At 46.6% G+C, this 26657-nt stretch carries 18 protein-coding genes; 7 read left to right on the top strand and 11 right to left on the bottom strand.

The features are described 5' to 3' along the window. Positions 1–278: 278 nt before the first annotated feature. Positions 279–3557: a PDZ domain-containing protein gene (locus AC5ZC7_RS11495; RefSeq protein WP_496159144.1), complete on the top strand. Its 3279-nt coding sequence runs from the start codon at positions 279–281 to the stop codon at positions 3555–3557. Positions 3558–3617: 60 nt separating this feature from the next. Here AC5ZC7_RS11495 and AC5ZC7_RS11500 read toward each other — a convergent pair whose 3' ends face one another. From AC5ZC7_RS11500 to AC5ZC7_RS11520, 5 genes are all read right to left on the bottom strand, one after another. Further along, positions 3618–4598, bottom strand: a complete 981-nt coding sequence (locus AC5ZC7_RS11500) for a DUF6268 family outer membrane beta-barrel protein (protein ID WP_496159143.1) — start codon at positions 4596–4598, stop codon at positions 3618–3620. A 183-nt stretch (positions 4599–4781) separates the two neighbouring features. Then, a complete protein-coding gene (gene fabF, locus AC5ZC7_RS11505; protein ID WP_496159142.1) occupies positions 4782–6023 on the bottom strand; it encodes a beta-ketoacyl-ACP synthase II in 1242 nt (413 codons plus the stop codon). Positions 6024–6029: 6 nt separating this feature from the next. Continuing rightward, on the bottom strand, positions 6030–6587 hold the full coding sequence (locus AC5ZC7_RS11510) for a TetR family transcriptional regulator (protein WP_496159141.1): 558 nt from the start codon (positions 6585–6587) through the stop codon (positions 6030–6032). 328 nt (positions 6588–6915) lie between these two features. Next, positions 6916–9288, bottom strand: a complete 2373-nt coding sequence (locus AC5ZC7_RS11515; protein ID WP_496159140.1) for an ABC transporter permease — start codon at positions 9286–9288, stop codon at positions 6916–6918. 440 nt (positions 9289–9728) lie between these two features. Continuing rightward, positions 9729–12938 carry a hypothetical protein gene (locus AC5ZC7_RS11520; protein WP_496159139.1) on the bottom strand — a complete coding sequence of 1070 codons (3210 nt, stop codon included), beginning with the start codon at positions 12936–12938 and terminating at the stop codon, positions 9729–9731. Positions 12939–13042: 104 nt separating this feature from the next. Here AC5ZC7_RS11520 and AC5ZC7_RS11525 point away from each other — a divergent pair, with 104 nt between their 5' ends. Both AC5ZC7_RS11525 and AC5ZC7_RS11530 read left to right on the top strand, forming a co-directional pair. Continuing rightward, a complete protein-coding gene (locus AC5ZC7_RS11525; RefSeq protein WP_496159138.1) occupies positions 13043–14026 on the top strand; it encodes a family 43 glycosylhydrolase in 984 nt (327 codons plus the stop codon). A gap of 95 nt (positions 14027–14121) precedes the next feature. Then, positions 14122–16557 carry a TonB-dependent siderophore receptor gene (locus tag AC5ZC7_RS11530; protein WP_496159137.1) on the top strand — a complete coding sequence of 812 codons (2436 nt, stop codon included), beginning with the start codon at positions 14122–14124 and terminating at the stop codon, positions 16555–16557. On the opposite strand, the gene AC5ZC7_RS11535 is transcribed toward AC5ZC7_RS11530, so the two are convergent. After that, complete coding sequence (locus AC5ZC7_RS11535) at positions 16554–17795, bottom strand: MFS transporter (protein ID WP_496159136.1); 1242 nt, start codon at positions 17793–17795, stop codon at positions 16554–16556. The genes AC5ZC7_RS11530 and AC5ZC7_RS11535 overlap by 4 nt on opposite strands. A gap of 115 nt (positions 17796–17910) precedes the next feature. Here AC5ZC7_RS11535 and AC5ZC7_RS11540 point away from each other — a divergent pair, with 115 nt between their 5' ends. After that, entirely contained in the window at positions 17911–18798 is an 888-nt protein-coding gene (locus tag AC5ZC7_RS11540) for a LysR substrate-binding domain-containing protein (RefSeq protein WP_496159135.1), read from the top strand. Positions 18799–18867: 69 nt separating this feature from the next. On the opposite strand, the gene AC5ZC7_RS11545 is transcribed toward AC5ZC7_RS11540, so the two are convergent. From AC5ZC7_RS11545 to AC5ZC7_RS11560, 4 genes are all read right to left on the bottom strand, one after another. Continuing rightward, positions 18868–19842: a hypothetical protein gene (locus AC5ZC7_RS11545; protein ID WP_496159134.1), complete on the bottom strand. Its 975-nt coding sequence runs from the start codon at positions 19840–19842 to the stop codon at positions 18868–18870. A 25-nt stretch (positions 19843–19867) separates the two neighbouring features. Further along, the gene (locus tag AC5ZC7_RS11550) at positions 19868–20941 is read right to left on the bottom strand and encodes a FecR domain-containing protein (RefSeq protein ID WP_496159133.1); all 1074 of its coding nucleotides are present in this window, start codon (positions 20939–20941) and stop codon (positions 19868–19870) included. A gap of 66 nt (positions 20942–21007) precedes the next feature. Next, on the bottom strand, positions 21008–21565 hold the full coding sequence (locus AC5ZC7_RS11555; RefSeq protein WP_496159132.1) for a sigma-70 family RNA polymerase sigma factor: 558 nt from the start codon (positions 21563–21565) through the stop codon (positions 21008–21010). Positions 21566–21925: 360 nt separating this feature from the next. After that, positions 21926–23257, bottom strand: a complete 1332-nt coding sequence (locus tag AC5ZC7_RS11560) for a DEAD/DEAH box helicase (RefSeq protein WP_496159131.1) — start codon at positions 23255–23257, stop codon at positions 21926–21928. 171 nt (positions 23258–23428) lie between these two features. On the opposite strand from AC5ZC7_RS11560, the gene AC5ZC7_RS11565 reads away from it, so the two are divergent. Continuing rightward, positions 23429–24352, top strand: a complete 924-nt coding sequence (locus tag AC5ZC7_RS11565; protein WP_496159130.1) for a zinc-binding dehydrogenase — start codon at positions 23429–23431, stop codon at positions 24350–24352. A gap of 27 nt (positions 24353–24379) precedes the next feature. Here the strand turns inward: AC5ZC7_RS11565 and AC5ZC7_RS11570 are convergent, their stop codons facing one another. After that, positions 24380–24763 carry a winged helix-turn-helix transcriptional regulator gene (locus AC5ZC7_RS11570; RefSeq protein ID WP_496159129.1) on the bottom strand — a complete coding sequence of 128 codons (384 nt, stop codon included), beginning with the start codon at positions 24761–24763 and terminating at the stop codon, positions 24380–24382. 107 nt (positions 24764–24870) lie between these two features. Between AC5ZC7_RS11570 and AC5ZC7_RS11575 the strand changes: the two genes are divergently transcribed. Both AC5ZC7_RS11575 and AC5ZC7_RS11580 read left to right on the top strand, forming a co-directional pair. Then, complete coding sequence (locus AC5ZC7_RS11575) at positions 24871–25578, top strand: DsbA family protein (protein ID WP_496159128.1); 708 nt, start codon at positions 24871–24873, stop codon at positions 25576–25578. Positions 25579–25691: 113 nt separating this feature from the next. Then, positions 25692–26657 carry an ion channel gene (locus AC5ZC7_RS11580; protein WP_496159127.1) on the top strand — a complete coding sequence of 322 codons (966 nt, stop codon included), beginning with the start codon at positions 25692–25694 and terminating at the stop codon, positions 26655–26657.

Genomic DNA, 26657 nt, shown 5'->3' on the forward strand with positions numbered 1-26657 from the left:
TAAGTTTTGTTGGACCACGAAGATCGGCTTTTTTTAGTTAGCAGCCCGGAAATATCCTTTCTGCCTGCTGCCACCTACCGGCAGCAGGCAGCTGTATTTCAATAGGGGCGCCGTTTCCCGGCCAGAACAGCCGCCGGATTATATTTCTGCCGTTTGCCGGATTACGTTACACATTAACATTATCTTATATCATATTTAGCTAGATTAGCTAATTGTTTTTTGAGATCAACAACAAAATCAGACCCGCAAAAAAGTCTGTTCAAACATCTAAAACGCTTATGATGAAAACACATGCCCTGATCCTGTTGGCCACTATGCTGGGCAAACAGGCGATGGCACAGGTAGATGCAGGCCTGTTCCGCTATCCTGATGTATCCCGGACCCAAATTGCATTTTCCTATGCAAATGATATCTGGATCGTTCCCAAAACCGGCGGTACCGCCATTAAACTCATTTCTCCCCCCGGCGTGGAAAGCTTCCCAAGGTTTTCACCCGACGGCAGCCAGCTGGCTTTCAGCGGTAATTACGATGGCAACACCGACGTATATGTATTACCGGTAACCGGTGGCATACCACTGCGACTTACCCAGTACGGCGGCGCCGACCGCGTGGTAGGCTGGACCCGCGACGGGAAACAGGTACTCTTTGCCTCCGGCAGGGAAAGTACCAAAGAACGCTTCAACCAGTTTTATACCATCTCCGATAAAGGAGGTGCCGCTACCAAACTGCCACTGGCCTACGCCGAATTCGGCGCTTATTCCCCCGATGGCAGCAAAATGGCTGTCACCACCCGCTCCCAGTCTTTCCGTAACTGGAAACGCTATCGCGGTGGGATGAAAGCAGACATTCATGTGTTCGACTTCGCTACACAAACAGATGAAAATATTTCCGCCAAAAGCGAAGCAGGAGACGAGTTCCCTATGTGGTACAACAACTACATCTACTTCCTCTCAGATCGCGGCACAGAAAAACGCATGAACCTCTGGCGATTTGATACCAACACCAAAGCGTATGAACAAATCACTACTTACAAGGATTACGACGTACACTTTCCATCTATAGGACCTGCGGACATCGTGTATGAAGCCAACGGCAAGTTATACCTGATGTCGCTCGCCAATCAACAGTCTATCGAGGTAAAGATTACCGTGAACACCGATATGGCAGCGCTCAAACCACATGTGGTCCATACCGTAAAGTACATACAATCAGCCACCATCAGCCCCGACGGGCAAAGGGCACTGATCAGCGCCCGCGGTGACGTATTTTCCGTACCCGCCATCAACGGCTATGTGAAAGACCTGACCCGCACCAGCGGCGTGGCAGAACGCTATCCTGTCTGGTCGCCCGATGGTAAAAGCATCGCCTGGTGGAGTGATCAGTCCGGCGAATATGAACTGTGGCTGGCTCCCGCCGGCAAGGAAAACGAAGCCAAACAAATCACCCACTACGGTCCCGGCTACCGCTACCGCCCTTACTGGTCGCCGGATAGCAAGCAAATTGCTTTCATTGACCAGGCATTGAAAATGTGGGTACTCGATGTCGGCTCCGGGAAAACCACCGCTGTAGATCAGGCCCTTCGCTATTCCCCCGATGTACTGGAAGGCTTCCGCTTCAGCTGGACACCCGACAGCCGCTGGATTACTTACAGTCGCGACCTCGACAACCTCCACGAAGCCGTATTTTTGTTTGATACCAAAAACAACCAGCGCCACCAGGTAACCAGCGGATTCTACGACTGCAGCCGCCCGGTATTTGATGAGGAGGGTAAATACCTGTATGTGCTCACCAATCAATCATTTAAACCTACCTACAGCGCTATTGATAATACATTCATCTACGCCAACGCAGGCCAGCTGGGGGTAATAGGACTGGAAAAATCAACGCCCTCCCTGCTCGCTGTCCGCAACGATGCCGTGGCAGTGAAAGAGGAGAAGAAAGAAGCAACACCCGCAGCCAAAGAAAAAGGCAAGAAAGAAAAAGCGGCGAAAGACAAAAAAGAAACACCCGCTGCTGAAACAAAAAACACGCATATCGACCTGGATAATATGGAAGCCCGCCTGGAATTACTACCTGTACCTGGTGGTCTTTATTCGCGCCTGGGCGCTACCAAAGGGAAAATCCTGTTCCTCAGCAGCACCCAGCCCGACGATGAGGAAAGTAGCGGCGAAGCCACCTTGCAGTACTATGATATTGCTACCAAACAGGTAAAAACAATTATCAAAAATCCCGGCAGCTACGAAATTTCCGCCGATGGCAGCAAGATACTGGTCAACAGCGGCCCCTATGGCATCATAGAACCTGCGGAAAACCAGAAAATAGATACCGCCATGCGCGTGGAAGAAATGGCCATGACCGTAAATCCCAAAGAAGAATGGAAACAACTGTTCCTGGATACCTGGCGATTCGAAAGAGACTATTTCTATGATCCGCATATGCATGGCGTAGACTGGAATGCTGTGAAAGAGAAATACCTGCATCTCCTGGAAGGCGCCCGCACCAGGGAGGAAGTAAGTTTCGTGATCAATGAACTGCTGGGAGAAATGAATGCGTCCCATGCTTACAATTTTGGCGGCGACGTGGAAAATGCGAAGTCAGAAAATGTGGGCTACCTCGGGGTCGACTGGCAGGCAGATGGCAACTACTACAAAATCAAAAGGATTATTCGCGGCGCACCCTGGAATGCGGAAGTGCATAATCCACTGGACGCACCAGGCCTGACCATCAAAGAAGGCGATTATATTCTCGCCGTGAATGGTGTACCACTCACCACGGCACAGGAGCCTTACAGCGCATTTCAATCACAGGCAGGTAAAGTAATTGAGCTTACCTATAACAGCCAGCCATCGCTTACCGGTGCTAAAACAGCCATCGTAAAAGCGTTGGGCAGTGAATATCGCCTGCGTCACCTGGCCTGGATAGAAAGCAACCGCCAACGTATTGCTGCCGCCACCAATAACCAGGTAGGATACATTTTTGTACCCAGCACTGGTATCGACGGGCAGAATGAACTGATTCGGCAGTTCAATGCACAATGGGATAAAGCGGCATTGGTGATTGATGAACGTTTCAATAATGGGGGACAAATACCCGACCGTTTCATTGAAATGCTGAATCGTAAGCCCCTGGCTTATTGGGCTACCCGCGATGGAAAGCCTTCGCCATGGCCTTCATTCGCACACTTCGGTCCTAAAGTGATGCTCATTAACGGTTGGAGCGGTTCCGGTGGAGATGCTTTCCCTGACTATTTCCGCAAAGCCGGGTTGGGGCCCATCATCGGTGCCCGCACCTGGGGCGGCCTCATTGGCATTAGTGGTACACCGGCACTCATCGACGGCGGCGCCATCACGGTGCCCACTTTCCGGATGTTTGAGAAAAACGGTACCTGGTTCCGGGAAGGACATGGTGTAGACCCAGACATCGCCGTAGATGAAAACCTCGGCGACATGGCCAAAGGAGTGGATCCGCAAATTGAAAGAGCGATCCTCGAAATTAAAAACCTGCTGCAGACAAAACCATACCAGGCGCCTGCACAGCCACCATATGAAGTAAGATAAAGAAAGAGGGATGATAGTCAAAAAAGCGGCTATCATCCCTTTATATATGGAAGCAAGTGTTTACTTACGTTTGGGCTGGAAATTCCATCTTAAACCACCACTGAAAAAGTAGTTGGTCGCCAGTCGTGCTTTAGGTTTAGAGCTAAACATCTCCGATAATTTCTTCTCTGTAAAACCTGTTTCATTCAACAAAATACTACCGCCTGATGCCACGAAATCAATATGCTTTGTCAGGTGCCAGGTATTCTCCAACGCGAGACTCATTTCACTATGCCCCATGAGCCGTTTATTATCATTGCTTCTTTCTACATCATACGCTGCGCCCTGCATGCGGAAAGACAATGCTACATCGGTACGTTTATTCAACGTTGTGCTAACACTTATTTTCTCCGGGAAGTTGATATCCAGCCTGTATTTATTATCCGATTGCCATTTCACGAGGAAAGCCGGTAACAGCATCGGTGTACCGAAGGTATTGGTAAACATGGCGCCTATTCCATAAGAGAAATGACGATTTTTTTGTCTCACAAATAACACACCGCCGTTTACAAAAAGATCATGCGCATCAATTTTCTCCATGTCGGTGAAAAGCCCTACAGACACCATTCCTACCATACCCCATTTTGAATTAATGCTACGGAAATGTTGCAGTGCTAATTGCGTTCCCAGTAATTCTTCGGGGAATACTTTGTGATCATAATCGCTGTTGGATAGTTTGGTGTAGCTGCCGGAAGCCGCCAGGGACCAGTTTCTTACCTTACCGGTAACGGTATCCACACGACTGCTCAGCATAAACATAGCACCGAAATTGTAGCGTACCTGCGACGTAGTAGAATGGGTTTTTACACTATCTTCCGGCCTGATGTAGCGGGACGCAGGCAAATAATCTACACTCACGGCCATGCCGGGAGCCTTGAGGGAAGCGGCTCCCAGCTGCGCCCATACACGTTGTACGGGAGTGAGAGCGAATAAGGCGAATAACAAACAGGTGTAACCTTTCTTTTGATTCGAGTGTTGCAGGTGTGTTGGCTTGCGGCTCATAATGTACTTTCTAAAATGATTTTTTATTGCTTTAGAGTACGACAGCATGCCTCCCTTATACCCCTACGCGGAGATAAAAATTTATTTTTTGAAAGATGGGATCCCGAACCGTTGTATATATAATAACAAAGTGCGCCAGCTACCCGGCGCACTTTGTTATCATTTTATGGTGAAGAAAGTATTTTATATTTTCCTGAAGACAACAATGCCATTGTGTCCCCCAAATCCGAAAGTATTACTCATGGCTACCGCTACTTTTTTTTCTATCGCCGTTGTCAATACAATTTGTAAGCCTGCAGGAATAGCTGGATCCAGTTGTTGGGTGTTAATAGTAGGAGGGATGATACCCTGTTCAATACTTTTCACACTGGCAATGGCTTCTATGGCGCCTGCAGCTCCGAGCAGATGGCCTGTCATGGATTTGGTAGCACTGATGTGCAGATGTGCCGGCGCCTGGCCAAATAATTTCCCGATAGCGGCTATTTCACTCAGGTCGCCTACAGGGGTAGAGGTAGCGTGTGCATTCAGGTAGTCCACGTCTTCTTTATTCAGTCCGGCATCTTCAAGTGCCTGTTGCATAGCACGGAAGGCGCCCAATCCTTCAGGATGTGTAGCGGTCATATGATATGCATCTGCTGTCATAGCAGCACCGGCTACTTCTGCGTAAATATGTGCACCCCTTGCTTTTGCATGTTCATACTCTTCCAGGATGAGGGCACCGGCGCCTTCTCCCATTACAAAGCCATCTCGTTCGGTATCAAAGGGACGGGAGCCGTGCGCCGGGTCATCATTACGCACCGACATCGCTTTCATAGCGCAGAAACCACCTACAGACGCCGGCGTAATGGGCGCTTCCGAACCACCGGTAACAATTACCTTGGCCTTACCGATACGGATATACGTTAATGCGTCCATGATGGCTGTATTCGAAGTAGCACAGGCCGACACGGTGGTATAGTTGATACCCATTAAACCATATTTAATAGAAATCATACCAGATGCCATATTGGTAATGAGCTTGGGTACAAAGTAGGGACTGAAGCGGGGATTAAAATCGCCGGACACGTATTCTGTCACCTGCTCTTCGAACGTTTGCATACCGCCCTGGCCGGATCCCCAGATAACCCCCGTATCAAAAGGGTCCATGCGGGAAAAATCGAGCCCGGCATCCTTAATAGCCTGGTCAGCTGCTACCAGCGCATATTGTGTAAAAGGATCGGTTTTACGGAGCTCCGCTTTGTCGAGTAGTGCGCTGGCATCAAAGTTTTTCAACTCGTTGGCAAAGCGCGTACGAAAGCGACTGGCATCAAAATGGGTGATAGCGGCAGCGCCGCTTTTCCCGTTTATCAGGCTATTCCAGAAATCGGTAACATTGTTACCAACAGGAGATACGGTTCCCATTCCTGTAATGACAACTCTTTTCATAGTAAATTATTTTTGGCAGAGATCTTCCAGCAGCTGATCCGCAATACTACGGAAGGCTGCCGGTCCCATTACTCTTGATAACAGGAGGGAAGACTGTAAATTGGACATGATGAGCAACGCCCTGGCATGGGCAGCTCCTTTGAAATGAATACATTTATTTTTACGACCCTGTTCCAGGCAGGCTGTTAGCCAGGTAACAATACCGTCGGCCATTTCCTGTACTTTCGCCTGCATAGGGGGAGAAAAGGTTTCAAAATCAGTAGCCAAAGATCCCATCAGGCAAATATTACCCTGGCTGTTGTGCCGCCGGAAAACATCTACCAGCTTTGCTAATTGCTCGTTTTCAGGCAACGGTTTCCATTTCCCTGTTTGCTCCCGGAATTTTTCTATCTCTTGTTCAATCACTTCCACACCCAGGTCCGATTTGGCCGGGAAATGATAATGTACTGCTGCATTCTTAATATCCAGCGGGGCTGCAATATCCTTGTAGCTAAAGGCATTGAAGCCTTTCGTTCTTACCAGGCGGTCCGCCATGGACACAATCTTGTCTTTAGTTCCTGACATGTTTTTAGAAGCTGAAAGCAGAAAGTGAAAAGCACAAAGCTCCCACGTATGCTGACTATGTTTTTATATTTCAGCACACAAATATACTTACTTAGTAGTAAGTAAGCAAATTTTAGCTGCCTGCGGCAGTGGGGAAATAAAAAAGGGTTTCGCAGGATAGCCGGGGCAAGGACCTAAAGCGTTGTAAGTAACGGCAACCAATAGCAAGAATATCGAAATCAACTATAATGGCGGAAGGAGAAATACTATTCTTTTATTTGTCTGCTTGTTGTACTACTACATATTTGGTACAATGGAATCCTTTTATAATGTTATTGTTGTTAGTTAACTATTCTGCTTTGAGACTCTTCACAGGATTCATCAAAGCTGCTTTGACCGACTGAAAACTGATGGTGAGCAGGGCAATGACCATCGCGGCTACCCCTGCCAGTATAAATACCCAATAATGAATAGCTACCCGGTAAGGATATTGCTCCAGCCAGTGCGCCATAGTATACCAGGCAACAGGGAAAGCAATAAGCGCCGACACCCCTACCAGTTTCAGGAAATCGACAGACAGCAGTCGCGTGATACTACTCACACTGGCGCCTAATACTTTACGGATACCAATTTCCTTGGTACGCCGTTCTGCTGTATAGGCGGCCAGGCCAAACAATCCCAGGCAACTGATGATAATGGCCAGGGCAGCAAATAAACGGGATAACTGCTGCATCAATGTTTCATTCTCAAACAGGGCGTTGAACTGATCATCCACAAAGCGGTAAGTAAATGGATACCCGGGATTATATTGCTTCATCACATCACCAATCCGGGCAATACCAGCTTCTTTATCCGCGTTGGCATTCATACGTATATACAACAGGGTGGCGTTCTTAGGCATGCAGTAAAATACAACCGGGTCAGGACTGCCATACATGTTACCATATACATAGTCTTTCACCACACCAACAACCCTCGAGTGGATAATAGTATCCGCATCCGGTGTCAGTAATGTTTTGCCAACCGCACTGCCATTTCCCAAGATTTTTTCCAGTGATTGGGTAATGAGTACATCCGTTCCATTCGCGGCAACGGTAGGTTTAAAATCGCTTCCGGCAACAATTTTCATCCCGGTGGTATTGATGTATTCGGGTCCTGTTAGTCGCTGGGAAATCAGTACTTTATCTCCCTCCGGTTTGCCTTCCCAACTGATGCCATTGGTGTTATTGCCACCATAAATGGCCGGATGATCCGCCAGTGTAGTGTTTTGTACTACACCAGTAGCCAGCAACGCATCTTTAATAGCCGGGAAATTTTGCACCATGTTCCCCTTGATATCCAATGAAATCAGGTTGTCCTTGTTGAAGCCCAGGTTCCTGCTTTTAACATGCTGTATCTGCTGGTAAATAATGATCGTGCAAATAATGAGGATGATAGATATACTGAATTGCGCAATCACCAGTCCCTTACGGATGTAAGCTGCGCTACCAGCTTTAATTTTGAGGCCTTTCAACACAAAAACAGGATTGAAAGAAGATAGATATAAGGAAGGGTAACTACCAGCTACCACCCCACAAACCAGCGTAATTAACAGCAGCCACGTAATATGAGCCGGGTTGGTTAAACCCATTACCAGGTGCTTATCTACCAAAGTATTAAAACCAGGTAATACTAAAAATAGCAGCAGCACGGCAATGCCTGCCGCCAGCAATGACATAAATAACGCTTCGCTGATAAATTGTATCACTAACTTTTGCTTTCCGGCGCCCATTACTTTCCGGATGCCTACTTCCTTCGCGCGTTGCTCGCTCCGGGCCGTAGAAAGATTCATGAAGTTAATACAGGCAATAAAAAGAATGATCCACGCAATCAATGAAAACAGGTGCACATATTCAATACGTCCACCGCTTTGCTGTCCATGCTCAAATTGTCCGCGCAGGCGCCAGTCGTTCATGGTAAACAGGAACGGATGTGTTATCGAGGTCGGATCATGCTGTTTAATATAGCCATACAGCTGCCCGTTAATAGTAGCGAGGTTGGCGTTGGGCGTAAGTTCTACGAACGTGTTGACAGAATTGGCTCCCCAGTTTTTTAGGTAAGCATTATTACGGAAATATATTTCAAATGGAGCTACCCAGTCAAACCGGATGCTCGAATTTTCCGGTAAATCCTTTATCACACCTGCTACTACGTAGGGTTGCTGACGATCCATCATCACGGTTTTTCCTACCACGTTTTTGCTGTTGCCAAAGAAATTCCGGGCCGTTTTTTCGGTGAGGATAATGGAATATAATTGGGAAAAAGGCCTGGCCGCACTACCTGCTGTAAAAGAGAAGGTAAACATATCAAACAGGCTGGAATCGGCATACAGGCCATTGGCATACAAAGCATGGTCACCAATAGTAAACAGCGCATTGGTTAAACCCTCTGTAGCCCGGCAACTTTGCCAGATACCGGGTATATCTGCCTTCATGGCTGGCGCCAGGGGCGCGGGAGTAGAAGAAAAGGTGCGCACACCATCGTATTCCCAGTTTTCCAGCACCTGGTATAGGTGATCTTTCTTTAGATGTGTATTATCAAACGTTAGTTCATCCTCCACCCATAGAAAAATGACTGCTGCACAGGTTAAACCAATCGCCAACCCAAAAATATTGAGAAAGCTGTAGGTCTTGTTTTTCCATAAATTACGGAGGGTGATCTTCACGTAGTTTTTAAACATCATAGTTGATACACCTTTACCAGGGAGTGCGTTCCTGAAGCACTAATAGAATGCCATCTTATTACTAATTGATAATCAGTGTATTGGTTAATTTTAGTTGTCCGCTTTTAATGGCGCCGTGTCCGATACCGGACAGTAGTCCGCCGAATTAATGACAACCCCTTTTCCCTATAAGGCGATAGTTTCATCATCACCAGCTTCTCCAGGGTTTTAATTTCCTGCTTTGCATCCACTGCCGGATCATTGCCTTCTTTCAGCACTTCCTAAATTTTAAAGATTTAGAAAGATGAAGGGAAATGAAAGCAGAATATATAGGCTTCCATCTCCCTTCTTTCTTATCCCAGAAAATCAAAAAAATAAAAAATCAGTATAATCAGTCTAATCCTGTATAAAGACAAAACTCGCTCTGATCAATCGCCTCAATAGTTTTTTGCTTTATGCTCTCATGTAGTCCGCTTCGTCTTCTTCAACGCAATCTTATATTTATCCGGCGTTCCGGAAATATTCAGGTTCATGAAACGCACCTTTTTATCTTTATCGCGTATCTCAATGGCATCTACCTGGTCAATATTCACCTCTTCCTGCTTCCTGCCAAATAGGGCCTGGAAGCCCACCTGGGTTACCATCTTCATTGGGATGCGGAGGTAATAGTTCATATGCATGTCCAGCGACTGGCTCCCGGAAACTTCTATATAACCCAGCGAAGAATTGATATTCATATTCGGAATTTCCAATACGCCGTTTTTAAGTGTCAGCTTATTGCGGAGGGTATCAAACCGCACCATGCGCAGGTTCTTATCCCTGAAATATCCGGCCATGGCCTGCATAGGGCCAAAGTCCAGCAAGGTGCCGTTGTGAATGGCGATATCCATTTGCGACTCCGTTTCACTTAACACCGGCGTCAGATCCGGATGGAGGCGTACGTAGCTTTTAATATGCCCATTCAGCGTGCCTTTCAGGTTGTTGTTCAATACAAAGTCCTGCCCGAAATTATCGAACTTGATGAGCAATTTAGACAGATCCACATTTTCTACATAAATCCCATTTTTAAAGTAGAGCTTCTTCGGATCAGTAGCATTCAGCATGCCGCGCATGGCCACATGACCGCCTGCAATATTCATCGCCAGGGTATCTACTTTTATTTTCTGGTCTTCCCGCATATGTACATTGGCCAGTACATTTTTCATCCATAACTTTTTATACTTAATCTTCTTTACATCTACCTGCACTTCAAACGCAGAAAATGGGATATTGAAAATGTTGAAACCCGCTGCATGTAAGGAATCATTCTCTTTTACAGTAGTACGTTTAGCCGGTACCGTAGTGGCTACCGGATGCTCGCTGAAGTCGTAGTTCATCAACTCATCCACATCCAGCAGGTTGGATTTAAAGCGGAAATAGTTACTGCGCTTTTGCTTGTTTTTGCCAGGTCCTGTGGCATAGCGCATATTCAGGTCAAAGTCCGTACGGCCCACTTTGCCGGTAAGCGTGTCTATCACAATGAATTTATTATTGCCATAACGTATCCTGCCGGTGATATTTTCCACGTTAATAGGATGTTCCCGCAACCTGCCGGAAATATTGGCGATATGTGCATCTACCTTTTTAAATACGGTATCATATTTCAGGGTCATTTTGGAACGTAACCACACCTTATTCGCCTGCTCATACCAATAGCCCTGCGGAATAAATTTGCGACCCCGCTGGCTGATCAGGTCGTTGACGGCCAGCCGGTCGGATTTAAAATCGAACGCAATAGTGGTATTGCCTTTCTTAATTTTATCAAACCAGAGCTGGTAGTTATTAAGGCGCCCTTTGAAGGCAAACCCGCTACTGTCGATGTTACCGCTGAAATCAGCCACCCGTAAGCTGGTGTCATTAATCATTACGGACGCATTGAAGTCATGTAACGCATGCGGGTACTGTTCAAATGCAGCATGCAGTTTTTCTACCCTGAAAGTGCCACGGGGTAGGGGATTGGGGTGTAATAGTTCCTTTACAGATGTTTCCAGCGCCAGGCCAATATTAAACCCGGTAATCACTTCTTTTGATAAAATTTTATGGGTAGAATCAAATTTATAAAGTTCACCCAGCTGCAAACGCTTACTGGACGCGCTGAACGTAACCGCTACCGGTTTGTTCTGCTGATGAAATAAGGCGGGTACATCACTCACAGATCCCTGTGCCAGTATATCGGAACTGCCTATACGAAAAGCGATGGAGTCCAGTTGCAACCGTCCCTGTTGTATCTGCGCATGTATGTTCATATTCCGCACGGGCAGATGATAACCAGGAATACGGAATTCCAGGTTTTTGACGGTCAGCTCACTTTGTACGCCTTCCTTCAGCTTTGCCAGGCTTTCTTCCGGGATGCGCATATCTACCAGTTCCCGGAAATTCATGTTCAGTTTGATTTCCCCACTGATCTGTTCCAGGTCTTTGATCCCTAAAAATTCTCCCACAAACCGCAGGTTCAACTCAGAATACAGCTGCATGATGATATGCGGATCAGTGAAATTTTTCATCACAAAATTGCCCCTGAATACACCAGTGCCGGGTTTGGCGTTGAAGTTCAGGATATGTAGCTCTGAAGTTTGGAGGTTATGTGCCACGCCATTGGTATAGTATCCCTTAAAGCCCATGGAGTCTACCTTCCTGTCTACTTTTTTATTCTGAAACCATACATTTTCGCAGCCAAAGTTAAAGGTCATCAGCGGCATGATGCCTTTGCCAATAGGCCCCTGGATGATTCCATCAAAGAAAATGCGGCCATCATGTTTGTATTTTTGCAACATCTCCGCCACATCTTTGGGTACCAGCGCCAGCAGCAGGTTGATGTCGGGCTTGTCGCCTTTCACTTTCAGGTCTACATATTGCTTACTGGCTGTACCCTCCAGTTGCAGCGAAGCCGCTTCCAGCCGGATACTGCCGGGAGGAAGGGTAAGTATTTGCTTTTGCTTGTCGTACATCGCACTCAACTGGAAAACCAGTTGCTTATGACGGAATAAGGTACTATCTGTTTTGCTGGTAACATCTATCAGGAGCTTACTATCCAGGTTAATGGCGATACGCGCCGAATCCATGGAGAAAGCTGTTTTTATCTTGTCAATATGAGAGGAAACTTTCCAGCCGGAAACATCATCCTGGTAGGTAATGTCGAGGTTCTTCAGGATGATTTTTTTCAGATCCAGGTTCAGTGTTTCTGAAGAATCTGCCGCCACCGGACCGCCGCTGCTTTTAAATTCATGTGCTTTGATCAGGTCTACATCGCCATTGGCATAACGGGCAATGTGTACCCGTCCATCTGCCAGCACAATGATGCGGGCATTATAATGCTGCTGCAATACATCCGGCAAACTAAAGCCAACGTATAAACGCGCAACCTGGTACAAAGGTGGCCCCTGCATTTTTTTATCTGCAAAAAAACGAACATCATGTAAAGCAATAGAGATATACGGGAAATTGCTGAAAGGAGAAATGCTACTACTGGCAATCACCAGTTCCCCGGCAAATTGCTTGTTCAGCTCTTTCACGGCCATCTGCGTAAGCCGTTCCTGCTGGCTGTAAAGAATACCGCCGGCAATCGTGATTAACAATAAAAATATAGCTGCAATGATCAGTAACAGCCTGATGATTTTTTTTCCCCGCTTCATGTAAATAGCCTTTCTGTGCGATAAAAGTATGTTGAAAACTTATCATCTCTATAACGCACACACGTTTTTTATTATTTTTAACGATTCACATTAATAGTTGTTACATGAAAAAAATATTTATCTGGTTACTGTTGACAGGAATTACGCAATGTGGCATGGCCCAGCAAAAGAGGCTGGATAATTTATCGGGTAACCCGCTATTCCCCGGTTGGTACGCCGATCCGGAGGGCGTGGTATTTGGTAAAACCTATTGGATCTATCCCACCTTTTCCGCCGCTTATGAAAAGCAGGTATTCTTCGATGCGTTTTCTTCTACGGACCTCGTTACCTGGACCAAACATCCGCATATCCTCGATACTGCTGCTGTTAAATGGGCGAAACGCGCCATGTGGGCGCCTGCTATTGTAGAAAAGGACGGACGCTATTACTTCTTCTTTGGCGCCAACGACATCCAGCACAACGAGGAAACCGGTGGCATCGGGGTAGCAGTGGCCGATAACCCGGCCGGGCCCTTTAAAGATTACCTGGGTAAACCCCTTGTCGATAAAATTATTAATAAGGCACAGCCCATCGATCAATACGTTTTCCGGGACAGCGACGGCAAATATTACCTCATCTATGGCGGCTGGGGACATTGTAACATTGCCCGCCTCAAAGATGATTTTACCGGCTTTCTGCCCTTCAAAGATGGCACTACCTTCCGGGAAATTACCCCGGAGAAATACGTGGAAGGTCCTACCATGTTTAAAAAAGACGGTAAGTATTATTTCATGTGGTCAGAAGGTGGATGGACCGGCCCCGACTATAGCGTAGCCTATGCCATTGCGGACTCACCCATGGGACCGTTTAAGCGGATCGGTAAAATACTGGAGCAGGATCCCGCTATTGCTAACGGTGCAGGACATCATTCTGTCATCAGTATTCCGAACGAAAATCGCTGGTATATTATTTACCATCGCCGCCCGGTAACAGAAAAGGCCGCTAATTCCCGTGAAACCTGCATTGAGCGGATGTATTTTGATAAAGACGGACACATCATGCCGGTAAAAATTACCCGGGAAGGAGTTACCAGGGCTGTGATTCGCTAGACAATTTTCCTTATTGCGTAAATCAAATTCCCGATACGATTAGTAAGCCAGTTTCGTCTGCGCCAATTTTGCATCACTAAAAAAAAGTGCAACATATGAGCAAGCAGACTGGCTTTCTATTAATAATCATCACCTTACTGATCGCGCCATTTCTTGGGATTGCAGAAGATGAGCATGGGGGCGCCATCCGGGGAAAAGTAGTTACCACAGATGGAAAATCCGCTACAGATGTAGTGATCCTGTTGAAGGAAATCAATGAAACAGCTATCTCCGAATCTGATGGTGGATTTTCTTTCGATCATATTAAACCCGGCAGTTATCATCTCCTCGTGACCCTCATGGGCTATGCACCGGTAGAAGAAGAGGTAGTCGTAAATGCCGGTAAAACCACCACTATTCGCCTGCAACTGGCAGTTTCCAGCAAGGCCCTTAAAGAGGTGGTAGTAACCGGAAATCATAATAAATTAATCAAGACCTCCAGCTACGATGTAGCGAAGATGCCGCTGAAGAATCTCGAAAACCCACAGGTATATACCACCATCACCAAAGACCTGTTGCAACAGCAGGTAATTTTTTCGGTAGATGATGCATTGAAAAATGCGCCCGGTTTAACGCGCATGTGGGACGCTTCCGGAAGGAGCGGCGATGGTGGCGGTTATTATAATCTCCGCGGTTTCATTGTACAGAGTAAAATGCGCAATGGCCTCGCCGGCAACGTCACTGCTAAAATTGATGCATACAACCTGGAACAGGTGGAAGTCATCAAAGGCCCCTCTGCCACCTTATTTGGTAACAGCCTGACTTCCTACGGCGGGTTAATTAACCGCGTTACCAAAAAGCCTTATGACCATTTTGGCGGAGATGTTACTTATGCCATGGGCAGCTTTGGCTTTAACCGCGTCAGCGCCGATGTGAACACTCCGCTGGACAAAGAAAAAGATGTATTACTGAGAATCAACACGGCCTATAACTATGAAGGCAGCTGGCAGGATTATGGGTTCAATAAGAATTTCGCCTTTGCACCCAGCTTATCTTACCGGGTGAATGATCGCTTATCTTTCCTGTTTGACGCAGAATTTTCTACCGGTCAGAACTCCGGCCTCAGCGTATTTTTCTTTCCGTATCAACAGCCCATATCTGCGCTGGGAACGGATCGCGCTGATCAGTTGAAAATAGATTTCAAACGAGCTTTCTCTAGAAACGACTTGTATCAGACTTCCCGCAATACCAACATTTTCGGGTTGATGAAATACAAAATATCTGATCAGTGGAATATGAGCACCAATATCAGTTCTACTAACAGTTTCTCCAACGGTCCTTCACCGTATTTTTACCTGCTGTCTGATGGCGCTATCACCGGTGTGCCGGGACAGGTGGGAAGTAATTATATTTCCCGTAATGATCAGTTTACCGATAATAGCAAGGATAATTTTTTACAAATACAACATAATTTCAACGGTGATTTTAAAATTGGGAGCCTCAGAAACCGCTTTGTAGGAGGCCTGGATTATCTCTACCATAACTCTAACCAGTTCTTTGGTGGTGGTACATTTGACACCATTCCGTCGCACGGCAATATTCCCACCTATCCTAATTTTAACCGCCGCAACCTGGATACATTGTACGCGAATCACGGGCTTGGATTTACCTTCCCCTCTCGCGCGTTATCCAACACTTACAGCGCTTATGTGTCCGACTTATTGAATCTCACCGACAACCTGATGGTGATGGCAGCTTTACGTGTGGACTATTTCGACAATAAAGGCGCCTATAACGATGTGAAAGGCATCTATGAGGGTAGTTACAACCAAACCGCCTTTTCGCCTAAATTAGGGATCGTATACGAGCCGGTGAAAGACAGGATTTCGTTGTTTGCCAATTACCAGAATGGATTTACCAACCAGGTGGGTACTTCCGCTGCGGGTAAAGCCTTTAAACCGGAACAAGCCAACCAGGTGGAAGGAGGTGTGAAGCTGCAGGTGCTCAATGGCCGTATTAACGGTACGCTCAGTTATTATAACATCAAAGTAAAAGATGTACTCCGCCCTGATGCCGCCAATCCTACTTTCTCTATACAGGATGGAACCCAGGTGAGCAAAGGGTTTGAGGCAGAAGTAATTGCTAATCCTTTCCAGGGATTCAATATTGTGGCAGGTTTTGCTTACAACGATTCCAAATATGAAGCCGCTTCAAAAGAAGTGGAAGGCATGCGTCCTGCTACAGCCGGTGCCCCCAGTGTGGCGAATCTCTGGCTCAGCTACCGCATTACCAATGGTGTTGCAGATGGTTTGGGATTTGGCTTCGGCGGGAACTATGCCAGCGATAATAAAATACAAAACGATAAAATAGTAGGTACGTTCTATCTGCCTTCTTACACTGTATTAAACGCGAGCATCTTTTATGATCAACCCCGTTTCCGGGTAGCATTGAAGATGGATAACCTGACCGACAAGCTTTACTTTGTGGGTTATACTACCGTGAATCCACAGAAGCCAAGAAGTGTCACCGGTACGGTATCGTTTAAATTCTAAGCAGCTACTTTCGCACCATCCGGTATTTCAAACCGGTTGGTGCGAATTTTTTTGCGATGGTTCACAAATATCACGGTGGCAATAGTGCCCGACAGCCCCGCCACAAATACGCTGAACTGTGGACCAATATAGTTAGCCAATAACCCCGTCAGTAAGCTACCTACCGGTATCATTCCCTGGTATGCCATGATATAATAACTGATCGCCCTGGCCCGCATTTCAGGAATAGCATGTGTTTGAATATAGGTATTGGTAGCCGATACCTGCGCCATCATTCCCACACCCGAAAGCATCATGAATAACAGGGCCAGTGGCAACCAGCCGGAAACAGCCAGCAGCAAAAGACTGAGCGAGAAAATAAGACTCGCTGTAATCAGTATTTTTACGAGATCTCTGCCAGGTTTTAGCCGGGCCATGTACACCGCAGAGACTACAGAACCCAGCCCGGCGGCACTTTCAAACCAACTGAATGTTTTGGCATCGCCGTTGAAAATGTCTTTGGCAAATACCGGCATCAAAGTGGTGAAGGGAATTACCAACAAGCTACTGGCACATAACATGAGCAGGAGCGAGGCCAGGTCTTTATCTCCGGAAACATAACGGAATCCTTCTCTCAGTTCTACCCATATACTCCGGTCGGACTTTACCACCGGTGGTAATATAATTTTCATCATCCACAGGGAAATCAGCACTGGTATGTAGCTGAGGAAGTTGCTGATGAAACAAACATCTTCTCCAAAGACGCTCAGCATAATCCCTGCCAGAGCGGGGCCTGCAATGCGGGCAAAGTTTACCATGATAGAGTTCAACGCAATGGCATTAGGCAGGTCCTCTCTTTTCTCTACCATCTCCACCATGAGCGATTGCCGGCAGGTCATGTCAAACGCATTGATCACGCCCTGTACCAGCGACAGGAAAATGATACCTGGTATGTGATAGTAACGCAACAACAGCATCAGTGCCAGTGCGCCCGCCTGCAACATGGAAACGATTTGCGTAATCAGCAAAATGCGGTAACGGTTATGCCGGTCAATATAACTACCGGCATATGGCGCCAGCAGGAGAGAAGGGATCAAACTTACAAAGCTCACAACACCCAGCAGCATGGCTGAATTAGTGAGGCGGTATACCAGCCAGCAAACGGCTGTTTTCTGCACCCAGGTGCCTATGAGGGATATTGATTGCCCGGAAAAGAAGAGCCGGAAATTACGGGAGTTTAAAGCGCGAAAAGCATCCATTGGTTCATCGGTTTGACGTGTATAATCTATTCATCTGTTGCAAATTTCGGGAAGATGGATATATTTGTTAAATAGATTGTTTTAATAGTATTCATTGATAAAAACGATTGATGAAATGGAGCTACGTCAACTCATGTATTTTGTAAAAGCGGCGGAACTGTCGCATTTCACAGATGCCGCCGCTGCATTATACATTACACAGTCAACCTTGTCACAGCAAATAAAACAGCTGGAGAATGAGCTGGGGATGCCTTTATTCGACAGGATTGGGAAGCATGTGCATCTTACAGAAGCAGGCGGCGTATTCCTGTTGCATGCCCGGCAGGTATTACTCGATGTAGAGAAAGGACGGCAGGCGATCCAGGACCTGCAAAATATGTTGAGTGGTGAATTACGTATAGGCGTTACCTATGCCTTCACTTCTGTGTTGCTGCCGGCGCTGACAACTTTTCCCGTAAAGTATCCTGGTATTAAAATCTATGTCGAATACGGCACTACCCGGGAGTTGGAGGCCAAACTCCGGGCTTCAGAACTGGACCTGGTGTTGGCTTTTCACACGACCGCTTTTTATAAAGACCTGGAAATCCGGGAGCTGTTCCGTTCCAAAATTGTGGCCGTTGTATCAAGAAAACATAAGCTGGCCGGGCAAAAAAAGATCCACCTGCAAAGCCTCAACGGGCTGGATCTGATCTTTCCTGCCAGGGGTTTTAGCGCCCGCGATTCGCTTGAGGAAGTATTGCAAACGAACAAAATTGAACCGGCAGTCCGGATTGAAATGAATGATGTGCATTCTATTTTGTCGCTCGTGGAAAAAGGCCATTGGGCCACCCTGCTGAATGAACGGGCGGTGACAGGATGGAAAAACCTGGTGGCTATTCCTATTGAAGGAAGGGAATTACAGCGCCGGGCCTATATTGTATGGCAGAAGGGGACCTATCATAAAAAGGCGGCAGACCTGTTTATCCAGGAACTGCTAAAAGCACTGCCGCCGGATGGAAAATAAAAAGGTGAATGCGGTTCAAATGGCACTCAGCAGCGGCATAAAGCCGCCGCCGGGTGACCACAAGCGGGGTTATTGTGCGCTTCGCAATTCTGCGATATTACATTTATAGTATTGTTCAAATTCCTCCGTTAGTTCTTCCCAGCTATTATGTTTGGTAAAAGTGGAAATATACGTGAGGGTATGATTGGTTTCAGTGATCATTTTAAAGGCCAGCGCCATCTTTTCCTGCAGTATCAGGTCTTCCACGGAGATATAATATTCCTGTTCAAATGGCGCAGACAGGAATTCCGGTACCACCCGGAATTTATTGCAGACCGTTTCCATGTTGTTTGCCTCTGCAGGATATTGAATAATATAAGCTGCTATTTCCTGAAGCTGTTGCCGGTGGCTCTCTTTCAGCATAATAGGCGATTTGGGAGCCAGGTAGCGCAGGTAAGTGCGGTAAAAGTCAATGGCGCTACGCATGAAAAAGATCTCCGCCGTTTGGCCAATTAGTTTACAATGCAGGATCCGGTTCATCACCTGGTAATTGACTTCATTAAGCTGGAAAGGCGTCCTGTTGCCGGGTGCCTGTATCTTTTTTATCCCTACTTTATTGATAATTCTGAATGCCGGAAATTCTTCTGATAAAAATTTCAGGGATGTGATGCTGAGGTTGACGTGGAAGTCCATCACAAATTCCTTTTCCGTGACCAGGGTATTCGACTGGTTGAAATCGGTCCCACCTTTTTTGCTGAGGGACATTTTCATGGGAATACGGTGATTGGTGTTGGTGAACCCGGATACACCGGCGGGTAAGATGTACCTGGAGGGCGGTACTGTGGTTAATTGCACGCCTTCATGGAGGTAAATCAGGTGATAATAGATACTCAGTCCACTCAGCTGTATCTGCTGGTCCATAATAATGCCTTTATCGTCAATATCCGTATAGCATTTGGCATAAGGGATCAGCTGTGAGTGAAAATAGCTGGGCGTATCTTCATAGGTGGTGTAGGTAGTATCATCTCTGCTGAGCAGGAGGTACTTGTTCTTTGGTTGCTTCATGGTTACTTGCCTTTGATATTGCCTATTATTTGAAATGCAGTGTGCTGTCTGCGGTAAAATAATAATCAGTACCGGTGGTCGCCTTAATCCCTTCCAGGAGAAAGCTGAGTGGCGTTTTTTTGTCTAACAGGCCGGTAAAGGTTCTGCTGGCAATGTCGGGCCGGTCCAGGGAGGCCTGGATGCCATACCAGCGGAAAATAGCATTACATATTTCATCCATGTGTGTGTCTGAGAAAGAATAAAGTCCTTTCTGCCAGCCTAATTCAACCGTTGCATTGAATGGTTGTGTGTCGATGCTGGCATCGTCTTTATGGAAGATGGCTTGTTCTCCGGGTTTCACCATGACGGCCTTTTTGCCGGCTTTCATTCTTACTTTACCATCTACCAGCGATACTTTTACCAGGTCGCTGTTGTAGCTATTGATATTAAAAGTAGTTCCCAATACTTCCACCGTGCTGTTGGGAAGATGTACCAGGAAAGGCTTACCTGCCTGTTTGGCTATTTTAAGATAGGCTTCTCCGTTAAGGGTGATTTCCCGGCTGTTGCTGCCCTTGAAGGAAAACGAGAAATCCATTCGGGTAGCGGCATTGAGGGTAACCACAGAACCATCAGACAGGGCTACTTCATAGCTTTTGCCTTGTGGTACAATCAGGGTGTGGGTACCTTCCGGCAATTCCTCGCCGGTATTTAAAAACAGGGTATTGTCTTTATTAATCACCTGTTTGCCCCCGATATTAATGGGGCCGGTTGTTTGTGACAGGTTGATGTCCGGCGCGCCGGCTGTTTTTAGTATGATATCGGGAATCACAATCGCTGCCCGCGGAGCTGCCTGCTTTTTAGGGAAGAAGGTATCCCATTTCCAGGCGGTAAAGGCCATCAGTGCCAATACAGCCGCCGCGGCCGACCAGGTCATGATCACACGGCCCAGTGATTTTTTAGGTTTAAAATCAATCACTTCCAGCCAGGGGGCTGGTGGTGGGGGAATGGAGAGCATGGAAAGTTGTTCCCACTTCTCCCGTACTGCAGCATCTTCTTCGATTAGATCCTCCAGGAATTGATCATCCGCCGCGGAAATTATTCCCGCAAGCTTCTCAGTCATGAGCCTGTATATTTCGTCTGCGCTGTTCATGTACACTATTAACCGTTTTTTTAATTGGCCGGGGTATCAAAAAAGGATTTTTTTTAGAGATGCCCGTAAAGTTTTCAGCGCGTTGGCTACTTGTTTTTTCACAGTTTCTTCACTGGTGTCCATGAAGGCCGCTATTTCTTTGCGTGTCTTGTGCTCCTGGTAAGCCAGCCGGAAAGCGATCGACTGCCGCTCCGGTAACTGGCTAATGGCATTTTCCAGCTGCTCTTTCAGTTCGTTGTTTTCCAGCCTGGTTTGTGGATATGTGTAGGTTTCAGGCAGGAAGATCTCTTTTAATCGTTTGTTTCGCGTGGCATCCTTTGCTATCTTATTAAGACAACGATTACGGATACTTACAAATAAAAAATTTTTCAGGGAATTGGTACTGCTTAAGTCAATCCGCGTACTCAGGTCTTTTTGCCAGAAGTCGATAAAAAGATCCTGCACCAGCTCCTGGGCCTCTGCTTCGTTCTTCAGTATAGACATGGCCGTGATATATAACCACTGGCGATAAGCCCCATAAAAATACTGGAACGCCTCAAGACTGCCCGTCTTTAGTTGTGCAAGCAATTCAATATCGTTGATAGATGCACTCATGCTGGGATTTAGTTGATAATGGCAGACCCGGTATGTCTGGCTGCTGTTTCAGAGTGTTATTACGCGGTTATTAATGGTAACTGCCCGCCACCTTACCCGGGAGTATGTAATCTACCCGGCAGATGACCTTTCGATAACAGTTTTTTCTCGATACACTTACATGCACAGTTTTATATTCGATGTATTCAGGTGTATGGATTTTTATTTATAACGGAAGTTTGTTAATGAATTGTTATTCCGTTATTCGCCGGGGTCCTTGCGGCTGCTCTGTAATGATCGGAGGGGATTCGATGTTGGGGGGAAATGCTGGCTCAACAGCAAAAAAGAATCCCTGGTGAAACACTCACCAGGGATCCCCATTTATTTTTTCTTAGCGCCCCGTTTTTTCGGCTTGCCATATTTCAACATCATCTTTTCTTTATGCGTTACTTTCTTGTTGACCTTCCTGTTCTTCGCCAGCTTTTCATGGAAGGCCGGTCCCACATCTTCCCGCTTGGGTGCCTTTACCAGCGTATTACGCATGTGTATCTTCGGTTTTTCATCTTCCGTTAACACCTCCGAAATGGTCAGGTCTGCCGGTAATTCCTGCTCCGGAATCGCATAATTCATCAGCGCCTGTATCCGGTCCAGGTTCTCCAATTCTGAGTCCTTTGTGAACAGGATAGAAATACCCTTTTTATCGGCCCTACCGGTTCTGCCTATACGATGTATATAGCTCTCCGGCACTTCCGGCGTATCGAAGTTGATAACGTGTGTAACCTCCGCAATATCCAAACCGCGGGCAATGATATCTGTTGCAATCAGGAAACGGTATTCATTTGCCTGGAATTTGCGCACCGTATTGAAACGGTGATTTTGCTCCTTATTGGAGTGAATAATACCTACCTGGCCCGGGAACTCCTTTTCCAGTTGTTCATGCAAATCATCCGCCAGCTGCTTGGTGGCAGCAAAGATGAGGGTTTTGGTCATGCTGGTATCATCTGTAATCAGCATTTCCAGCAGGTTCACCTTCGTATAGAAATTAGGTACCCGGTATACAATCTGGTCAATGTTTTCCAGCGGCGTACCAGTCGGAGCCGCTTCAATACGCACCGGGTTATTGAAATGTGTTTCAATCATTTTTTCCACCTCTTCCGTAATGGTAGCAGAAAACATCAGGTTCTGCCTTTTAGGAGGCAACAGGTCCATGATATTCCGTAACTGTGTCCGGAAGCCGAGATTCAGCATTTCATCCACCTCATCGATGATCAGCTTTTTCACGGACTTCACTTTCAGCGCGCCGCTGAGAATGATATCGTATAGGCGTCCGGGTGTGGCTACCAGGATGTCCAGCTTGTCCTGTACCGCTTCCATCTGCGGATTCATGTTCACGCCACCATATACCCCCAGCACAGATACACTCATGTAGGTAGTGAGCTTTTTCACGGCTTCCACTACCTGCACCACCAACTCCCTGGTAGGCACAATAATGAGTACAGTCGGATATTTCTCTTTCGAAAACTTAAACTGACGAAGGGTAGGCAACAGGTACGCAAAAGTTTTACCTGTACCGGTTTGCGCAATGCCGCATACATCCTGGCCGGACATAATAACGGAAAATGCACGCTGTTGTATCGTAGTAGGTCGTTTATAACCTAATTCATCTAACGCGTTTAATAAAGGAGTATGGAGGTTTAAATCACCAAAAGTCATGATACTGCTATAATATGAACGGCAAAGGTAGGTTTTTTTAGCTTTTGGCAGTTAGCTATTAGCTTTTAGCAAGTGCAGCGGAACATATATTACGTTAATTTTCGCTGCATTTGCTAAAAGCTAATAGCTAACTGCTAAAAGCTAAAAAGCTATATTAGCATAAAAAAATCTATGAAAAACCTCCACATACCCGCTATCTGTGTACATGCCTATGGAGGGCCTGAACAATTGCACCTCGAAGAAATACCAGTACCCGTGCCGGCGAAAGACGAAGTGTTGATTAAAGTAATGGCCAGTGGTGTAAACCCGATCGACTGGAAAGTACGAGAAGGACTTAAACAGCATCCGTTGCCCTATATACCGGGGGTAGAAGCTGCCGGCATCGTAACTGCCGTAGGAGAGGGGTTTGGAATGAAAATAGGCGATGAAGTATATGGAGCGGTAGATGGCAGCTATGCAGCTTATGCCCTTGCCTCCGCCGTACAACTGTTTCGTAAACCAACCTGGCTTTCTTTTGAGGAAGCTGCTGCGATGGGTGGCGCTAAAACCGCCTGGGGCGCATTATTCGATGTGGGCCACCTGGCAAAAGGACAACGTATCCTGGTTCATGCCGGCGCCGGCGGCGTAGGGCATTTCGCCGTACAACTGGCCTATAATGCAGGTGCCTACGTAATAGCCACCGCCAGCCCTGAAAATATAGATTTTGTCACCTCACTGGGCGCCAGTGAAGTCATCGATTATAAAGCGGCACCCTTTGAAACGCAGATGGATCCGGTAGATATTGTACTGGATACCGTTGGAGGAGATACCATGCTGCGCTCCATGTCAGTGCTCAAATCCGGAGGACAACTACTTTGCCTGGTTACCCCGCCGGATTCCGAACAGGCTGCTGCTGCTGGTATTCACGCAGTTTGGGCAGGCACCAAAACGGTAGCCGCCATGAAAGAAGTACATAAAATGCTGGAAAGAGAACTGATAAAACCCTACGTACGACGGGTATTTCAGCCCTTATCGCAGGCCGCTGCTGCACAGGAATACAGCAAAAATAACGGCCCCGGCAGAGGAAAGATTGTATTAAAAATTTCGGAAGAATAAAAACAGCGTGAGGGATTTTCGCCCACGCTATTTTCCCAATATCTTTTTCCGGTGTTGTATCCCCCAGCGTTGTAAGGCGAGGATCACACTATCTAATGTGGCAGCATAGGCCGTCAGCGTGTATTCCACCGATACCGGCTGCGTATCATACACCGTTCGCTTAACCAGCTTATGCGCCTCCAGGTCTTTCAGCTCCTTCGATAATACTTTGGACGTGATTTTGGGAATACTGCGCTCTATATCCCGGAAACGTTTATGCCCGCGGGAAACCGCAATGATAATAGGGAGCTTCCATTTACCACTGATCACATCCAGCGCATCCCGCACCGGCATGATCACTTTGTGGCAGTCGGTATGACTGCTGCCCTCCATTTCTTTCCCACAATCGACTGTTAATTCTTCTGTTTTCATCTGCAATACAGGTTGGTTACCTCTGGTAAAGCACTTACTTTAAGGTAACTGCTTACTTTTTGATAGCAAATGTATTAATTTTACAGTTGGAACTTAAATAAAAAATGATGAAAGTAGAAATATGGTCTGACATCATGTGTCCGTTTTGCTATATCGGCAAACGGAAATTTGAAGCAGCATTAGCACAGTTTCCGGGAAAAGAGAATATCACCGTTGAGTGGAAAAGCTTTCAACTTAACCCTGAGCTGAAATCCCAGCCAGGCAAAGATGTATACGAGTACCTGGCAGAAATAAAAGGTCAGTCCCGCGAATGGTCAGTGAGCGTTCACGAACAAATGACCGGCACTGCCAAAGAAGTAGGACTCACCTATAACTTCGACAAAGCCGTTATCGCCAATTCCTTTGATGCACACCGCCTCATCCAGCTGGCAAAACAACACCAGCTCGGCGACGCAGCAGAAGAACGTTTATTCTATGCCTATTTTACAGAAGGTAAAGATATGAGCGATCACAATACCCTGTTGGAACTGGGTGCTGAAATAGGATTGGATAAAGCCGCTATCACCGCCGCTTTACAATCCAAGGACCTGGCGGATGCCGTAAACAAAGATGTACATGAAGCACAACAACTGGGCATCAGGGGCGTACCGTTTTTTGTACTGGATCGTAAGTTTGGCGTATCCGGAGCACAACCAACGGATGCATTTACACAGGCACTGGAACAGGCGTATGGAGAATGGAAAAAAACACAACCGGTAGTGGAGCTGGAAACCTTATCAGGACAGGTTTGTACGCCGGATGGTGATTGTAAATAATTTCTTTTTGAAAAAGGTTGGCTAAGAAGTGGATTACTTTTTAGCCAACCTTTTGCATTATAGCGATCTTAATATTCGCATAAAAATTACCTTTACGCCATAATCATCTATCTATGGCGCTTCTGAAAAGAATCAACCCTTTTTCCAGGCAAAATAACGATACCGGATTTGGTGTAAATGCCAATGGTTACGGCGGTCGTTTTATTAATCGTGACGGCTCATTTAATATACGTCGGGAAGGACGTTCCTTTATGCACCGTTTCAACATTTACCATGCCCTGCTGAATTTACCGGCCTGGCAGTTTGCGTTGGTGATATTGACGTTCTATTTTTCCATCAACCTGCTGTATTCCGGTATTTACTGGTGTTTGGGGGTAGGAGAATTCCAGGGGATTATTGGTAAAACTCCCTGGGAAAAATTTAAAGAGATCTATTTCTTCAGCACAGAAACCTTTACCACCGTGGGCTACGGCCGGGTAAATCCCGTAGGGGATGGCGTAAATGTGGTCGCTGCTATTGAAGCCATGACGGGCTTTTTATCCTTCGCGGTAGCGACAGGTCTTATCTATGGCCGGTTTTCAAAGCCAAGGGCACACCTGTTGTTTAGCGATGAAGCATTGATTACACCTTTCCAGGACAAAACCGCCCTGATGTTCCGCATGGCTTCTTACAAAGATCACCATACGCTTACCAACGTGGAAGTGCTGGTAACACTGGGTTTGCAGGTACAGGAAAATGGCAATGCGGTATACAAATTTTATAGCCTGCCATTGGAAAGGAGAATGGTGGAAACACTGTCAATGAACTGGACAGTGGTGCACGTGATCGACGACAACAGCCCCCTGCTTGGATTTTCTTCGGAAGATATGGAAGTAGCAGATGTGGAAATATATGTGACGGTAAAAGGATTTAACGATGTATACGCGAACACCGTGTTACAGCGTACCTCTTATACTTACCAGGAAATTTCACATAACCGGAAATTTGTGCCCATGTACCGCGAGAGTGCTAATACAACGGTGCTGGAGTTAGACCTGTTGAGCAAAACAGTGCCAGTGGAAGTAGCCGTGGAAGCGTAG

It is taken from the genome of Chitinophaga sp. 9-1-y (assembly GCF_059511905.2).

Coding starts and splice junctions, on each gene's coding strand:
- fabF (WP_496159142.1), bottom strand. CDS start 6,023: ATGAAAAGAGTTGTCATTACAGGAATGGGAACCGTATCTCCTGTTGGT.
- AC5ZC7_RS11510 (WP_496159141.1), bottom strand. CDS start 6,587: ATGTCAGGAACTAAAGACAAGATTGTGTCCATGGCGGACCGCCTGGTA.
- AC5ZC7_RS11525 (WP_496159138.1), top strand. CDS start 13,043: ATGAAAAAAATATTTATCTGGTTACTGTTGACAGGAATTACGCAATGT.
- AC5ZC7_RS11565 (WP_496159130.1), top strand. CDS start 23,429: ATGAAAAACCTCCACATACCCGCTATCTGTGTACATGCCTATGGAGGG.
- AC5ZC7_RS11550 (WP_496159133.1), bottom strand. CDS start 20,941: ATGACTGAGAAGCTTGCGGGAATAATTTCCGCGGCGGATGATCAATTC.
- AC5ZC7_RS11570 (WP_496159129.1), bottom strand. CDS start 24,763: ATGAAAACAGAAGAATTAACAGTCGATTGTGGGAAAGAAATGGAGGGC.
- AC5ZC7_RS11545 (WP_496159134.1), bottom strand. CDS start 19,842: ATGAAGCAACCAAAGAACAAGTACCTCCTGCTCAGCAGAGATGATACT.
- AC5ZC7_RS11540 (WP_496159135.1), top strand. CDS start 17,911: ATGGAGCTACGTCAACTCATGTATTTTGTAAAAGCGGCGGAACTGTCG.
- AC5ZC7_RS11580 (WP_496159127.1), top strand. CDS start 25,692: ATGGCGCTTCTGAAAAGAATCAACCCTTTTTCCAGGCAAAATAACGAT.
- AC5ZC7_RS11575 (WP_496159128.1), top strand. CDS start 24,871: ATGAAAGTAGAAATATGGTCTGACATCATGTGTCCGTTTTGCTATATC.
- AC5ZC7_RS11535 (WP_496159136.1), bottom strand. CDS start 17,795: ATGGATGCTTTTCGCGCTTTAAACTCCCGTAATTTCCGGCTCTTCTTT.
- AC5ZC7_RS11530 (WP_496159137.1), top strand. CDS start 14,122: ATGAGCAAGCAGACTGGCTTTCTATTAATAATCATCACCTTACTGATC.
- AC5ZC7_RS11555 (WP_496159132.1), bottom strand. CDS start 21,565: ATGAGTGCATCTATCAACGATATTGAATTGCTTGCACAACTAAAGACG.
- AC5ZC7_RS11515 (WP_496159140.1), bottom strand. CDS start 9,288: ATGATGTTTAAAAACTACGTGAAGATCACCCTCCGTAATTTATGGAAA.
- AC5ZC7_RS11500 (WP_496159143.1), bottom strand. CDS start 4,598: ATGAGCCGCAAGCCAACACACCTGCAACACTCGAATCAAAAGAAAGGT.
- AC5ZC7_RS11560 (WP_496159131.1), bottom strand. CDS start 23,257: ATGACTTTTGGTGATTTAAACCTCCATACTCCTTTATTAAACGCGTTA.
- AC5ZC7_RS11520 (WP_496159139.1), bottom strand. CDS start 12,938: ATGAAGCGGGGAAAAAAAATCATCAGGCTGTTACTGATCATTGCAGCT.
- AC5ZC7_RS11495 (WP_496159144.1), top strand. CDS start 279: ATGATGAAAACACATGCCCTGATCCTGTTGGCCACTATGCTGGGCAAA.